Genomic DNA, 16181 nt, shown 5'->3' with positions numbered 1-16181 from the left:
ACTGTTGGCTTGAGTGGTGGTGATCGAACTACCTAATGCAACCGTTTTATCTTGTGCAACATTGTTGTTATAACCAATCACTACAGCATTTTCACCTGCTGCTTTACTCCCTACACCGACTGCCAGTGCATTTTTACCAGTTGCACCGTCATTGTTGTAGTTATCTGCTTGCACACCATCATCATTGACGCTGACATAATGGGTTTTACTGTCTGCAATGGCTTGATTAGTCGCATAAAGTTGTGAACCATTTATCGCATCTGTACTGGTCGCACTCACTTCACCCGCAGTCAAACCTGTGATTTTACCTGTTGCGCTGTCGGTGATCACTGTACCTACTGTAGTCTTGTTAAAACTCACTTCTTTCGCAGTTGCAACGTTGTAAACACTTTGACCATTTTTACCTTGGGTTTCGGTCACAACAATGTTGTCACCTTAAACTTCAGTTTTTGCTGCCGCTGCCGATTTTCCAACTTCGGTAATCGCTTGATTGGTGGCATAAAGTTGTGAACCATTCACTGCATCAGTACTGTCACTGCTGACTTTTCCTGCAGCCACATTGATGATTTGACGTTCAGCGCCTGCTTTACCGACACTGACCACACCATTGGCAGCTGAGCCAACACCAGCAAAGGCATAGTCTTGACCATTAATGCTGACTTTTGACTCAGAAGTCGCTGCTCGATCTGTCGATTTATTTCCTAATATAACGCTATTATCTTGAGTAGTAGTAACTTGATTACCTAATACAAAGGTATTGTTGTTTGCAACAATATTACTGATACCCACTATAGCAGAAGAGCTACCACTAACATTATTTGCCTGTCCAAGAACATAGGCTACACTACCTTTATTAACTTGATTATATCTACCTAAAATCCCAGATGAATCACTTTGAACAGTGTTATCTGTTCCCAATGCAATACTGCCATTTCCTGAAATCTGATTTCCGATTCCAACCGCTGTAGTATTCATATTTGTCACATTATTACCAGTACCAAGCGCAAGCGTGCTAGCGCCTGAAACTTGGTTACCAAATCCTAAAGTTGCTGCACCACCACTGGTTAATATATTGTTGTTTCCAATGGCAAGGCTTGTACCACTTGAGGTCAATATCTGATTTTCATTCCCTAAAATGCTACTATTTTGTTGCTCAGAACGGTTATTTGTACCAATAACATGTGCATTATTTGCTAAAGCAACACTATTGCTACCTATAACCGTTGAACCACCATTAGAGGCTTTAACTCCACTCCCGATTGCAATACCACCATAGTTTGAAACAGCGTTAGTCCCAAGGGCAACACTATTTTCGTTCTCTGCTTTTGAGGCTACACCAATTGCAATTGAGTTTTTACCAATCGCCCCATCATTATTGTAATTTCCAGTTTGTGTGCCACCATCATTGATACTGATATAGTGGGTTTTACTGTCTGCGATGGCTTTATTAGTAGCATAAAGTTGTGAACCATTCACTGCATCAGTACTGTCACTGCTGACTTTTCCTGCCGCCACATTGATGATCTGACGTTCAGCGCCTGCTTTACCGACACTGACGATACCATTTGCCACAGAGCCAGCTCCTGCAACAGTATAGTCTTCACCATTGATTGTGACTTTATCTACTGTGGTTGCAGCACGATCTGTTGATGCATTCCCGAGAATCACACTATTGGCTTGGGTCGTTGTAACATTGTTACCAAGAACTTGGGTATTGTCTTGAGCAACGATATTTTTATTTCCAATTGCTGTTGAATTTTTGGCGTTATTGAGCTGATTTTCATTCCCTAAAACATTGTTGTTATCACCACCAGTGATAGTATTACTAAATCCAGCCGCTAAAGATTTGGTGCTATCCGTAATTTTATTAAAAGCACCAATTGCTGAGCTATATTCACTGGCACTTGAGATTTCATTGACAACACCGACACCCAAGGCACGACGACCTAAAATCTTATTATTTGCACCTAAAGCCGTGGCACGCTCCCCTCCAGCTGTATTCCAAAGACCAATTGCTGATGACCACTGACCATCTGTTTGGTTTTCTGCACCAACCGTAATAGAACGATAACCGAATGCACGGTTATAACTACCCACCGCAACACCTGAGAAATCTTTTACAGTGTTGTTTGAACCCAAAGCCACGGCTTCATTGCCCGTTACATTGTTATTGCTACCAATGACTGTACTTGCACCAGCAGTATTACTTAAAACATTATTATTACCAATGGCAATACTATTTGCTGCATCAGTAGTCACATTACCAATCGCAATTGCATTTTCACCCGTTGCTTTAGCACCCACGCCCAACGCTAAAGAATTTTTCCCTTGCGCCCCATCATTATTGTAGTTTCCACCTTGTATTCCATCGTCATTGACACTGACATAATGGGTTTGACTATCTGCAATGGCTTTATTGGTCGCAAAGAGTTGTGAACCGTTGACTGCATCGGTACTGGTTGCACTCACTTCACCTGCTGCCACATTGATGATTTGTCGTTCAGCACCTGCTTTACCAACACTGACGATACCATTTGCCACAGAGCCAGCTCCTGCAACAGTATAGTCTTCACCATTGATTGTAACTTTATCTACTGTGGTTGCTGCACGGTCAGTTGATGCATTCCCTAGAATCACACTGTTGTCTTGAGTAGTTGTAATACCGCTACCCAATACATAAGTATCATTTTGAGCTACAGTATTATTATTTCCAAGTATGCCAACACCAGAACCATTAACAATATTGCTGTCACCAACAACATAACTATATCCATTATTGATTTTGTTATGACGCCCTAGTGCCATGCTATAATAAGCTTGAACGTTATTTGTATTACCTATTGTGTAGGATTCATTACCACCAACTATATTACTCCCTCCCAAAGCTCCAGAACCCCATCCATGAACATTATTAGCATCCCCAAAAGCTGAAGAGCCATCCCCACTTCCAACATTATTTGCTCGACCAACTGCAATATTACGACTACCCGTTACTTTATTAACACTACCTAGGGCAAAGACTTCACTTCCACTAACTTCATTGTAACGTCCAAAAGCACCGGCACCCCACCCTTGAACATTATTACCATCCCCAAAAACGGAAGAGCCATTCCCCCCCCCAACATTATTTCCTCGACCAACTACAGTATTAGAATCACCCGTTACTTTATTAACACTACCTGCAGCAAGGGACTCACTACCATTAACTTCATTGTATCGTCCAAAAGCAGCAGAAGCCCATCCATTAATATTATTACCTTCTCCAACAGCCTGTGATCCATTCCCACCCTTAGCAATATTCCCATTACCAAAAGAAATATTACCTTCAGCTTCCATTTGGTTCCCTACACCCATTGCGATACTATTGGTTCCTGATGCACTTGAATTCAAACCAATCGCCAGACTATTGGAACCTGTTGCACTTGAATTCACACCAATCGCCAGACTATTAGTCCCTTTTGCCCCATCATTATTGTAGTTACCACTTTGCGTACCACCGTCATTAATACTGACATAATGGGTTTGACTATCTGCAATGGCTTTGTTGGTCGCAAAGAGTTGTGAACCGTTGATAGCATCGGTACTGGTTGCACTGACTTCCCCAGCAGCTACATTAATGATTTGTCGTTCAGCACCTGCTTTACCAACACTGACGATACCATTTGCCACAGAGCCAGCTCCTGCAACAGTATAGTCTTCACCATTGATTGTAACTTTATCTACTGTGGTTGCTGCTCGGTCAGTCGATGCATTGCCCAATACAACACTGTTGGCTTGAGTTGTTGTAATACCGCTACCCAATACATAAGTATCATTTTGAGCTACCGTATTACTATTTCCGAGTATGCCAACACCAGAACCATTAACAATATTGCTGTCACCAACAACATAACTAAATCCATTGTTGATTTTGTTATAACGCCCTAACACCATGCTATAATCAGCTTGAACGTTATTTGCATTACCTCCCGCATAGGATTCGTTACCTCTAACCGTATTGCTCTGTCCCAAAGTACCTGAAGACCATCCCTGAACATTATTATTATTCCCAACAACTGAAGAGCCTTCTCCACCTCCAATATTATTTCCTCGACCAACTATAATACTATAGCTACTCGTTAGTTTATTAGAGCTACCAAGGGCAAAGGCTTCATTTCCACTAACTTCATTCGTTCTTCCAAAAGCTCCTGAAGACCATCCTTGAACATTATTAGTAGCTCCAACGGCCTGAGATCCCTCACCACTTTTCACGCTGTTCGCATAACCAACAGAAGTATTGTATCTACCTTCTACTTGGTTATCGTTACCTAAAGCCTGATTAGCATCTCCCTTAGACTGGTTATTATTCCCAATAACAGCAGATCCCCAGCCACTGCTGATATTGTTTATACCAATCGCTGTTGAACCATCATGTGTGAGTAATTTATTTCCTAGTCCTAATGCAACTCCGTTATTTATTTCCACAGTATTACTTGTACCAACTGCTACACTATTACTACCAATAGCATTTGAGTCCACACCAATCGCCAAACTATTTAGCCCTTTTGCCCCATCATTATTATAGTTACCACTTTGCGTACCACCATCATTGACACTGACATAATGGGTCGTCGCTGCTGCCTGAGCTGCTTTGAGTTGTGAAAGGTTTACCGCATCTGTGTCTTGACTTGCTGCAGCAACGTTAGTAATACGACGCTCACCTCCAACCTTACCCACAGACAACTCGCCAATTGCTTTAGTTGCTGAGATCGGTGTACTTAGTGGTACCACATAAGCTGTTTCATTAGCTACATCGCGAACAGCTTCACTGAAAGCACCTATAGCGACACTCTGCGCAACTTTGGCTTGTGCTGCTGCTCCTAAAGCAAGTGCATCTACGCCAGTCGCCAAAGTCGCATAGTTAGGATTAGCACCAACTGCAATCGCACCATTGTTAGTTGCCTGCGCCCCTGCACCAATTGCAGTCGCACCACCTTGAGCTGCTCCTCCATTAGCGACAGCATTTAAGCCAATAGCTACGCCTCCACCACCACCAGAAGCATTGATCTGCATTACACTGGCATTTTGACCAATCGCAATACCACCTGGGCTGGTATTTTGCGCCCCTGTACCAATGGCTATTGCATCGTCAGCACTGGCTTTAGAGGTCGATCCTATACTCAGTGTACGATTTGCTGTAATGCTGTTACCTGCATTCGAACCAATTACAATATTGTCATTGCCCGTAACATTACTACCAGAATACTCCCCACCAAGTGCAGTATTTCTGGAACCAATGACGTTGTTACCCATTTCCCCGCCCAACGCAAGGTTATTGTTCCCTTTTACACCTATACCGCTTTCGGTACCAATTGCAATGTGGTCGTAACCTTCACTTAAACTACCTGTACCAAAACCAGGTACTCCCGTAGCAGATTGATTCCCGCTACTTCCAATAGCAATACTACCTTCTGCTTTTACACTACCTGCACTATCACCAATAGAGACACTTTTTACTCCACTTTGTGCTCCATTACCTGTTGCAACAGATTTATCACCTATTGCTTGTGCTTTTACGCCTATAGCAACTGTATTTGAACCAATTGCCCCATCATTATTGTAGTTACCACTTTGCGTACCACCATCATTAATACTGACATAATGAGTTTGACTATCGGCAATGGCTTTATTTGTCGCAAAAAGTTGTGAACCATTGATAGCATCGGTACTGGTTGCACTCACTTCACCTGCTGCCACATTGATGATTTGTCGTTCAGCGCCTGCTTTACCAACACTGACGATACCATTTGCCACAGAGCCAGCTCCTGCAACAGTATAGTCTTCACCATTGATTGTACTTTATCTACTGTGGTTGCTGCACGGTCAGTCGATGCATTACCTAGAATCACGCTATTATCTTGAGTAGTATTAAGATTATTCCCGAAAGCAAAAGTATTACTTGTTGGAATTCTATTATTTCCTCCAAGCGTATACGAATTATTACCTTGAACGGTACTTGAAACTCCAATCGCTGTAGATCCTGCACCAGTAATATTATTATAAGAACCTAAAGCAGTAGAATGAGATCCACTGACATTATTTCCATTACCAATCGCAGAACTACTCTGTCCAATAATATTATTATCTGATCCAAAGGCACTACTAAAATTACCTGAAACAGAATTTTGATTTCCTACAGCTACAGAAATCGCACCAGAAACATTACTACCGAATCCTGCTGCCAAACCTCTCTCACCAGACGCAACTGCACCAAATCCTAAGGTTGTAGCATTATCACCAATTGATTGAGTGCCTGTACCTATTGCTATTGAACTAGGTCCAGTTGCTGTAGCACCTATACCTACGGCTAAAGAATTTTTACCTGTAGCCCCATCATTATTATAGTTTCCACTTTGCGTACCACCATCATTAATACTGACATAATGGGTTTCAACGGCTTTGAGTTGTGCAAGGTTGACTGCATCTGTATCTACTGTACCAGCAGCGACATTGGTAATTTGACGTGTATTGCCTGCACTTCCCACACTGACTGCACCCAATGTCGATTGAGTTGCATTGATGGCTGATAACTGGGCTTGATTTGCACCAGTAGGAATATAACCTGCAACACCAGCGGCTGTATTGGCAACAGAGCTACTGCCTAGCGCAACACCACTCTCGACCTCAGCGACACTCCCTGCACCGATCGCAGTTGAACCTTGTGCAGATGCTTTCGCTCTTGAACCCATTGCAGTAGCATAAGCTTTCCCAATCGTATCTGGATCTGTACCTGCTGATGGTTGACTAAACGAGTCTGTACCAGCAAGCGCACTATAACCATAGGCTGTACTTTCCAGCCCAACCGCTAAAGAGCCATTGCCCATTGCTGTTGCTAACTTATTGGCATAGGTGCCCTGTCCTAAAGCGGTACCATCTGTATAAGCAATCGAATTCCCACCCAATGCCATACTGTTAAATGCCGTTGCTATAGCGTCATGACCCAAAGCCATACTTTGATAACCTGCTTGCGCATTATTGCCTATTGCCACACCTTGATAACCATGAACATCGGCATTATTACCAATCGCAACACCTGAAGCACCTGAGCTACTCGCATCTGGACCAATCGCAACAGAGCCATCAACACCAGCACCATCATTATTGTAGTTTCCGCTCTGTACACCACCATCATTGACACTGACATAATTATCAGCAGCGAATGTCACACCTGACATGGTGGAAGCGACGATCACCGCACTTGCAACAATTGCTTTCCCAGAAGAGCGTTTGCCACGAACCTTTGAAGTTTCAGAAATTGCACACCATGTGCCTAATGATTCGTTCCAAACAACTTTATATGTCTTATTCATTGATAATTACCGTAAGTTTTTAGAATAGTTCTGAGTAATAGTTAACATTATTTATTGGCATTGCAATGCTTTTACTAACGTATGCGAAAAAATCAGCCATACCTGAAAATGATTGATTTTTTGGAATGAATATTTGACTTTTTGGTACACTTTTTAAAGTAAAAAACCAACTTTTGTTTGATCAGCAATGATTTTCTATTTTCCAAAGCTTCTTTGAGAATCATCAACTTTTTAATATTTTGGTTTGATAATTATCGTCATTTATCATCGATTATATTTTAGATGTAACACATTTATTATTTTGTGATTCATTGAGCAAGTTTATAATTTTTGCCACAAAAATAAATTTAAAAAAATCACACTTTCATTAAAATAATGTGATTAAAATCATTATTTTGTTTTTATATTTACTTTCCAAACTGAACTTTGTTTTTAGTTGAAAATTAATTAAATTCATTCATTTTTCAAATCATCCATATCGACAAAGATGAATACCTTGCCGCGCTACATTCTGATAACATAGCGCTATTTTTAAAATCCGATTTTATTGAGAGTTTGAATGTCTACGCTTACCACGTTAAAAGAGCTTCTTGCCCAACGTATTCTCATAATTGATGGTGCGATGGGAACCATGATCCAACGCCATAAACTGGAAGAAGCAGATTATCGAGGTGAGCGTTTTGCAGATTGGGCATCTGATCTCAAGGGCAATAACGATCTTTTGGTGCTGACACAGCCTGACATTATCCAAGGGATTCATGAAGCATACTTGGATGCTGGTGCAGACATTATTGAAACCAATAGCTTTAATGGTACACGTGTATCCATGTCTGACTATCATATGGAAGACTTGGTTCCTGAGATCAACCGTGAAGCAGCCCGAATTGCTAAAGAAGCATGTTTGAAATACTCGACACCTGATAAACCACGGTTTGTGGCAGGTGTATTGGGTCCTACATCTCGTACCTGCTCAATCTCACCGAATGTGAATGATCCTGCATTTCGTAACATTACCTTTGATGAGCTTAAAGACAATTATATCGAAGCTACACATGCGCTTATTGAGGGCGGTGCTGATATTATTTTGATCGAAACTGTATTTGATACCTTGAACTGTAAGGCTGCAATTTTTGCAGTGAAAGAGGTATTTAAACAACTTGGTCATGAACTGCCATTGATGATTTCAGGAACCATCACTGATGCTTCAGGTCGTACGCTTACAGGACAAACAGCAGAAGCTTTTTGGAATTCTGTGCGCCACGGCGACCTATTATCAATTGGCTTTAACTGTGCTTTGGGTGCAGATGCCATGCGTCCGCATGTTAAAACTGTTTCAGATGTTGCAGATGTTTTTGTCTCAGCGCATCCCAATGCAGGTTTACCCAATGCTTTCGGTGGTTATGATGAAACGCCAGAACAAACTGCTGCATTTTTAAAAGAGTTTGCTGAAAGTGGTTTGATTAATATTACTGGCGGCTGTTGTGGTACCACACCAGATCATATTCGTGCGATTTATCATGCCGTAAAAGACATCAAACCTCGCCAAATTCCAGAAACTAAACCTGCTTGTCGTTTAAGTGGTTTAGAGCCATTTAACATTTACGATGACTCCTTATTTGTCAATGTCGGTGAACGAACCAATGTCACAGGTTCTAAAAAATTCTTACGTTTAATTCGTGAAGAAAACTTTGCAGAGGCACTCGACGTTGCTTTACAGCAAGTGGTTGCAGGTGCTCAAATCATTGACATTAATATGGATGAAGGAATGTTGGATTCGGAAAATGCAATGGTGCATTTTTTAAATCTGGTTGCATCCGAGCCTGAAATATCAAAAGTTCCAATCATGATTGACTCATCAAAATGGGAAATCATTGAAGCAGGATTAAAATGTGTTCAAGGTAAGCCTGTTGTAAACTCGATTTCTTTAAAAGAAGGTTATGACGAGTTTGTGCATAAAGCACGCCTATGTCGTCAATATGGTGCTGCGATTATTGTCATGGCATTTGACGAAACAGGTCAGGCGGATACAGCTGCACGTAAGCGTGAAATCTGTAAACGTTCTTATGATGTATTGGTCAATGAAGTCAGCTTTCCTGCTGAAGACATTATTTTTGACCCGAACGTATTTGCTGTAGCAACAGGGATTGAAGAACACAATAACTACGCTGTGGACTTTATTGAAGCCACCGGTTGGATTAAACAAAACTTGCCTTATGCCATGATTTCTGGCGGTGTTTCAAACGTTTCATTCTCGTTCCGTGGCAATGAACCTGTGCGTGAAGCCATTCACTCTGTATTCTTATATCATGCTATTCAACAAGGCATGACCATGGGAATTGTAAATGCCGGTCAAATGGCAATTTATGATGATATTCCAAAAGAATTAAAAGATGCGGTTGAAGATGTGATTCTCAACCAAAATCAGGGAGCAAGTGGTCAAGATGCAACTGAGAAACTGCTCGAAGTTGCAGAACAATACCGTGGTCAAAGTGCTGCTCAAAAACAAGTTGAAAATCTTGAGTGGCGTAATGAAACTGTTGAAAAACGCCTTGAATATGCGCTTGTTAAAGGCATCACCACTTTTATTGATGAAGATACCGAAGAAGCTCGTTTAAAATCGAAACGCCCATTGGACGTCATCGAAGGTCCATTGATGGACGGGATGAACGTTGTTGGAGATTTATTTGGTTCAGGTAAGATGTTCTTACCGCAAGTAGTAAAATCTGCACGTGTCATGAAACAAGCTGTTGCATGGCTAAACCCGTACATTGAAGCTGAAAAAACAGGAAGCCAATCTAAAGGTAAAGTGTTGATGGCAACAGTAAAAGGCGATGTTCATGATATTGGTAAAAATATTGTGGGCGTGGTGCTTGGCTGTAATGGTTATGACATTGTTGACCTTGGTGTTATGGTTCCTTGTGAAAAAATTCTACAAACCGCGATTGATGAAAAAGTTGATATTATCGGCTTATCTGGCTTAATTACCCCTTCTTTAGATGAAATGGTATTTGTCGCTAAAGAAATGCAACGTAAGGGATTTAAGATTCCATTGCTGATTGGTGGTGCAACAACATCGAAAGCACATACTGCGGTAAAAATTGATCCACAATATTCAAATGATGCAGTGATTTATGTTGCCGACGCCTCTCGTGCAGTTGGTGTTGCGACAACATTATTATCCAAAGAAATGAAGCCGGCATTTGTCGCAGAACATCGTGCTGAATATGAAAAAGTACGCGAGCGTATTGCCAACAAACAGCCCAAAGCTGCCAAGCTGTCTTATGCTGAATCAATAGAGAATGGGTTAAAAATTGATTTTGCGGCTCATCCACCAGTAAAACCAAACTTTATCGGTCTACAAACCATCACCAACTACCCGCTTGAAAAATTAGTCGATTACTTTGACTGGACGCCGTTCTTTATTTCATGGAGCTTGGCAGGCAAATTCCCGAAAATTTTACAAGATGAAGTGGTCGGTGAAGCTGCGACTGATTTGTATAATCAAGCTCAAGCGATGCTCAAAGACATTATTGAAAATAAACGCTTTGATGCGCGTGCTGTATTTGGAATTTATCCTGCCAATCGTTCAGCGGCGGACTCAGTTGAAGTCTATGATGAGTCTGGTGCAAATACCACCCATACTTTCCATCATATCCGTCAACAGTCTGACAAAGTGACCGGGAAACCTAATTTATCGTTGGCGGATTTTGTGGCAACCAAAGCACAAGCTGAAGACTACTTGGGTGGTTTCACCGTTTCAATTTTTGGCGCAGAAGAAATGGCACATGAGTACAAAGCCAAAGGGGATGATTACTCTGCCATTCTTGCTCAGTCCTTAGGTGACCGTTTTGCTGAAGCATTTGCTGAACATTTGCATGAACGTATTCGTAAAGAGTTCTGGGGCTATCAAGCTGATGAACAACTCTCAAATGAAGAATTGATTAAAGAAAAGTATGTCGGTATTCGTCCTGCACCAGGCTACCCTGCTTGTCCTGAGCATTCTGAAAAAGCATCTTTGTTTGATTGGTTAGGTACCACAGATAAGATTGGTACCCAATTGACCAGCAGTTTTGCAATGTGGCCACCATCAAGCGTGAGTGGTTTCTATTATGCGAATCCTCAATCTGAATACTTTAATGTGGGTAAGATTGCATTAGATCAGCTTGAGGATTATGCAAAGCGTAAGAACTGGACTTTGGATGAAGCGAAACGTTGGTTAGCGCCGAATTTGGATGATTCAGTTGCTTAAGTAGTATATTTATGTAATACTCAAATTAGATTCTCTTTAGCCTTTTTTATAAAACTAACTATCCTTATGGATAAGTTTTGTAAAAGTTTAGCGATTCGCTAAATTAATGTTATTGTGAGAAATTTAGGTTTGCGTTAGATGAATTTCTGCGCGCCTAAAGGAGCTTAGAAATTCATCTAACGCTATCCTGTGTAAAGAGATCCGAAAGGTGAGTTTTAACTCACCTTTCTTTATTAGAAATAATTTATGTCTTTTGAATACTTTATACTTGAACATATCGATAATTGGGATGCTGGTAGATTTAAGATCAGTATTGATAAACCTATTATTTTTGTTTGCGGCGGTCAACTTGAATATATAGATGAGTATAAAAGTAAACCTGATGTTTTTCCTAAAAAATTTCAAAGCTTACGTAAGTTTTTCTGTGATAATATTATTCACATAAACCAGCCTAAAAAGGATCTAATTAGTTATAACCTCCATCTAGCCGAAGATTTTTACAACTACATTCAGGTTGGTAAATATACCAATTTATTAGATTTTGAACATGACATTGCACAGATATCATCTCATGTTTTAATTTTCCTTGAAAGTGAAGGTGCTTTAGTCGAACTAGGTATGTTTATTAGTAATAAACATCTTAAAAATAAGCTTATAGTTGTAGTTCCGAAAGAGCATCGTCAAAGTGAGTCTTTTATTAATTATGGACCTTTAGAGTACCTACTATCCATAAACAATGAATCCGTTTTAACTTTTGACTGGTGTAATAAAGAAAAAAACTACACACAAGATATAGTCCAATCTATAACAGAAGACTTAATTTCAATGCTACCCAAAAACAAGTCTCTCATATTTGATAGAGATAATACATCCCATCATATCTTCCTTATATATGAACTGATTAAAATTTTTTATCCAATTACTATTACAGAATTAATCGAAGCCCAAAAAATTTTATTAAATATAGAAAAATTTTCTAAAAACATATGTGAAAATTATATATATTTACTAAAAAGTTTAAACTATATTGATTCTTACGACTATTCATCAAAAAATTATTTCTACCCCAAAGATCCGACCTTAATTAAAGTATTTTTAAAACGCAAAGATACTAATTCCCCTCCATTTGATTATGCAAAGTTAATTTTAAGTAAAATTTCTCAATTTGAGAATGATCGAAAACGCAAACAGGTTTTTGAGAAAATTAAAACTATTCTGGGTAGTAAAGTCTAATGAAAGAATTAAACTTACTTAACTTATTAAATCTTGAATTTCCTTTAGGACAAGATAATATACTTTCATTTTCACGTACCGCACCTCATAGATATAAAACTTATGAAATATTAAAAAAAGATGGTATTAGTACGAGAAAAATTGCCCAGCCATCAAAAGAGGTCAAACTTTTACAACGCTCAGCAATTAAAATACTTGAATCAAATTTCCCTGTTCATTATTCAGCTTTTGCATATGTAAAAAATCGTAGTATTAAACAAAATGCCATCATACATCAAAATTCCAATTATATTTTCAAAACTGATTTATCTAATTTCTTTAATTCAATAACACCTTTAATTTTTTTAGAAAAAATTAAACAAAACAACATAATACTATCAGATAAGAATAGTCAATTAATCACTCATTTATTTTTTTGGAAAGAAAATAGAAATGATAGTTTAAAATTAAGCATTGGCGCTCCATCCTCACCTTTTATTTCAAACTTTATTATGTTTAATTTCGATGAAAAAATCCTAGAAATATGTAAAAAACATAATTGTGAATATAGTAGGTATGCGGACGATATTACCATTTCTTCACGTAATAATTTCTTCGAACTAAATTTTACAAGCATAATTACTGCATTATTGAATGAAGAATTCAAAGGTAATATTAAATTAAATACTAAGAAAACTAAGTATATAAGTAAAGCTTATCATCGTAATATAACAGGAATCACAATTACCAATGATCACAACATTTCTATTGGTCATAGAAAGAAGCGTTTGCTTTCTGCAAAAATACATCACTTTAAGAATAATAAAATAAAAAATCAGAGTGATATTCTTAAATTAAAAGGTGAACTTGCATTTGCTTTTTACATTATGCCTCATTTAAGAGAAAAATTTGAAAATAAATATGGAAACGATACTATCCTACAAATATTAAAATTTAAAACGGATTAAATTTGTAGAATTACAGTAAAATTCACAATCGGCTTCTTCGAATAAAACTGTAAAACCGAAATTTGCTTATCTTGTAACTTTGACCAAAGTAATAATTCTGCATCGATCATATTTTTTCTGAGATCACGAGACAATAACTTTAATTTTTTGTTGTACGAGTTCATTTTTGTTCTTCTTTGAAAAGTATTTAATTCCTTCATAGCTTGTTCTAACATTTTATTTCAAAGCTTTGTTCAAGAGAAACTCTACTTATTCTATAGCTATTTAAAATTTGTAATATTCCCACTCTTTTAAAATATAATCTACACTCCACTGAGTGGATACCTTAAATGCAATTTCATCATTTTTTCATGTATGATCATTTTATTGTGCCTGTAGAGATAAAAAATGTTTGAGATCATTGATGATTTAAAAGCTAAATTGTATCAACATCGACCTCTTTCTCCTACGATTGTTAAAAATCTACACGAAGACCTCGTTTTACGTTGGACTTATCACTCCAATGCCATTGAGGGTAATACCTTAACTTTGTTAGAAACAAAGGTTGTACTTGAGGGAATTACGATCGGTGGTAAAGCATTAAGGGAGCATTTTGAAGCAATCAATCATCGTAATGCGATTTTGTATGTTGAAGATATTATCAAAAGCCAAGAACCCTTTTCAGAATGGCAAATTCGTAATATTCATCAACTCATTTTGAAAAATATTGATGATGAAAATGCTGGACAATATCGCCAACAAAATGTATTAATCTCAGGGGCTACGGCGCTTCCACCAGACCATACATTGCTCAATGATAAAATGACTCAGTTTATTGACTGGTATAATCGTGATGGTCAAAAATTACATCCTATTGAACGAGCAGCCAAAGTCCATGCAGATTTTGTAGCGATCCATCCTTTTGTTGATGGAAATGGACGTACATCTCAATTATTGATGAACCTTGAATTGCTTAAATCTGGTTATCCACCAAGTGTAATTACTATAGAAAATCGATTAGCTTATTATGAAGCCCTAGATCAATGGATGGCGAATGATCATACTGAACCATTTATTCATTTGGTTGCTAATGCTGTATTGGATGGATTTAAACCTTATCAGATGATCTTAGGAATTTAAACAATAAATCCTATTTTCAATAATACGTAGTATAGATTACTGAAAGGAAATTGTAGATCCAGCATTATCTTGAAATTCGCAATATTATTCTATTTAAATAAGTAATTACGCTACTTTTCTAGCAACATAGTAAAATAAAAATTTAATAGGAAAAACAATAACGTGATTTTTATTCTATGCTTTTAATTACCAAATAGTTAAATTAAAATTAATATAAAATTTAAATCAGAAAAATAAAATGGAAAGGTCATGGCAGGTGGTTCACAGATAATTATCAATAAAGAGCTGAAAATCTGCATTTTTATAATATTAATTGCGATTATTATCATCATCTTCCTAGAAACTAAGGCAAGAATAACCATGCAAAAAGAACCGACTTTAAGTTTTTCGACTCTAGCTCATCAAGACATAGACCCTGAAATTCAAATCAATATAAGACTCATCAATAACACCAAAGAAAAGGGATCAAGTAAAAATAAATTGATTACACTGTTAAAAGATGGTGTTTTTTATCCCTTAAACAACACAAAAGACTTTCCAATGTATGAAATATTTATTAAACGAAATCATCAATTTGCCTATATTGCTGGTGAAAATATCTATTTCAGCGAGGATAATTCATCGATCAGAGCCAATAGTGACCGAAAAGGAATTATTTTTATCAATCCTACTATAGCTGATGACTCAATTACTCTTGAATATCATCAATATTATGGAGAAAAGCAGACTCAATATTCAAAACGTTTGAAACTATCTGATTCATATAAATATAACAGTCGAATGTTCAATCAACAAACGACACTAGATGATTTTGATCAGGTCAATATCTTAAAATAACTCAAGTCAATATCTTAAAAAAACCAAAGGCATTTAAATCAAATGCCCCCCAATTTTCAACAGCGATTACTTTCTAAAATTAGACAACAAAGTATTGGTAATCGACTTATTGTTCTCAACAACTCTCGTCTTTTTAGCCTTGGCGGACTGGTCTTCTACCCGTTCGATTTTAGCGGCTTTCAACTTACCGTTATTTTCAACCACGATAAATTTAACTCGCTCGTTACGCTTTGGTTCTCCCTCAGCAAGCGGAAAATCAGAAATATGGAAGAAAATATCCTGCTCAAGCCCACCAATAAATCCAAAGCCTCTTTCAGCATTGTATTGTTTAATTTTTCCTTGTTGGAATTCAGGCTTCATACATATTCCTCATCGCAGTACACAATCTGTGTATTATACCCTGATCTTGATCAATAGATAAAATACAGGCTATCTATCGATTAAACA

At 38.1% G+C, this 16181-nt stretch carries 8 protein-coding genes and 2 pseudogenes; 5 read left to right on the top strand and 5 right to left on the bottom strand.

The annotated features are described in order from the left end of the window. The 3 genes and pseudogenes from ACINWC743_RS24855 to ACINWC743_RS11535 all read right to left on the bottom strand — a co-directional run. Positions 1-360, bottom strand: a pseudogene (locus ACINWC743_RS24855) (hypothetical protein); the annotation flags it as partial. Between the two features lie 75 nt (positions 361-435). Beyond that, positions 436-5703 (bottom strand): annotated as a pseudogene (locus ACINWC743_RS24850) (beta strand repeat-containing protein); the annotation flags it as partial. Between the two features lie 14 nt (positions 5704-5717). Next, complete coding sequence (locus ACINWC743_RS11535; protein ID WP_035301040.1) at positions 5718-7349, bottom strand: ESPR-type extended signal peptide-containing protein; 1632 nt, start codon at positions 7347-7349, stop codon at positions 5718-5720. A 559-nt stretch (positions 7350-7908) separates the two neighbouring features. Here ACINWC743_RS11535 and metH point away from each other — a divergent pair. The 3 genes from metH (at position 7909) to ACINWC743_RS11520 (ending at position 13778) form a co-directional block, all read left to right on the top strand. Next, positions 7909-11598, top strand: a complete 3690-nt coding sequence (gene metH / locus ACINWC743_RS11530; protein ID WP_009585549.1) for a methionine synthase — start codon at positions 7909-7911, stop codon at positions 11596-11598. Positions 11599-11844: 246 nt separating this feature from the next. Beyond that, positions 11845-12831, top strand: a complete 987-nt coding sequence (locus ACINWC743_RS11525; RefSeq protein ID WP_009585543.1) for a retron St85 family effector protein — start codon at positions 11845-11847, stop codon at positions 12829-12831. Further along, positions 12831-13778, top strand: a complete 948-nt coding sequence (locus ACINWC743_RS11520) for a retron St85 family RNA-directed DNA polymerase (protein ID WP_009585554.1) — start codon at positions 12831-12833, stop codon at positions 13776-13778. Before ACINWC743_RS11525 ends, ACINWC743_RS11520 begins: the two co-directional genes overlap by 1 nt. On the opposite strand, the gene ACINWC743_RS11515 is transcribed toward ACINWC743_RS11520, so the two are convergent. Continuing rightward, on the bottom strand, positions 13775-13942 hold the full coding sequence (locus ACINWC743_RS11515) for a DUF559 domain-containing protein (protein WP_080971997.1): 168 nt from the start codon (positions 13940-13942) through the stop codon (positions 13775-13777). The two genes, ACINWC743_RS11520 and ACINWC743_RS11515, sit on opposite strands and share 4 nt — an antisense overlap. 223 nt (positions 13943-14165) lie before the next feature. Between ACINWC743_RS11515 and ACINWC743_RS11510 the strand changes: the two genes are divergently transcribed. Together ACINWC743_RS11510 and ACINWC743_RS11505 are read left to right on the top strand one after the other, a co-directional pair. After that, entirely contained in the window at positions 14166-14897 is a 732-nt protein-coding gene (locus tag ACINWC743_RS11510) for a Fic family protein (protein ID WP_009585531.1), read from the top strand. Between the two features lie 249 nt (positions 14898-15146). Continuing rightward, positions 15147-15734, top strand: a complete 588-nt coding sequence (locus tag ACINWC743_RS11505) for a hypothetical protein (protein WP_004827980.1) — start codon at positions 15147-15149, stop codon at positions 15732-15734. Positions 15735-15800: 66 nt separating this feature from the next. Here ACINWC743_RS11505 and ACINWC743_RS11500 read toward each other — a convergent pair whose 3' ends face one another. Further along, positions 15801-16094: a cold-shock protein gene (locus ACINWC743_RS11500; protein WP_009585545.1), complete on the bottom strand. Its 294-nt coding sequence runs from the start codon at positions 16092-16094 to the stop codon at positions 15801-15803. Between the last annotated feature and the right edge of the window lie 87 nt (positions 16095-16181).

The organism is Acinetobacter sp. WC-743, from assembly GCF_000335555.1.
GTDB classification, from domain to species: domain Bacteria; phylum Pseudomonadota; class Gammaproteobacteria; order Pseudomonadales; family Moraxellaceae; genus Acinetobacter; species Acinetobacter bereziniae.
Note: the sequence above shows the minus strand (reverse complement) of the source record. Positions and strands in the feature narration are given on the sequence as shown.

What these genes read in the sequence shown, in the direction of transcription:
- ACINWC743_RS11505 (WP_004827980.1), top strand. Translation starts at nt 15,147, where the DNA reads ATGGCAGGTGGTTCACAGATAATTATCAATAAAGAGCTGAAAATCTGC.
- metH (WP_009585549.1), top strand. Translation starts at nt 7,909, where the DNA reads ATGTCTACGCTTACCACGTTAAAAGAGCTTCTTGCCCAACGTATTCTC.
- ACINWC743_RS11515 (WP_080971997.1), bottom strand. Translation starts at nt 13,942, where the DNA reads ATGAACTCGTACAACAAAAAATTAAAGTTATTGTCTCGTGATCTCAGA.
- ACINWC743_RS11535 (WP_035301040.1), bottom strand. Translation starts at nt 7,349, where the DNA reads ATGAATAAGACATATAAAGTTGTTTGGAACGAATCATTAGGCACATGG.
- ACINWC743_RS11520 (WP_009585554.1), top strand. Translation starts at nt 12,831, where the DNA reads ATGAAAGAATTAAACTTACTTAACTTATTAAATCTTGAATTTCCTTTA.
- ACINWC743_RS11500 (WP_009585545.1), bottom strand. Translation starts at nt 16,094, where the DNA reads ATGAAGCCTGAATTCCAACAAGGAAAAATTAAACAATACAATGCTGAA.
- ACINWC743_RS11525 (WP_009585543.1), top strand. Translation starts at nt 11,845, where the DNA reads ATGTCTTTTGAATACTTTATACTTGAACATATCGATAATTGGGATGCT.
- ACINWC743_RS11510 (WP_009585531.1), top strand. Translation starts at nt 14,166, where the DNA reads ATGTTTGAGATCATTGATGATTTAAAAGCTAAATTGTATCAACATCGA.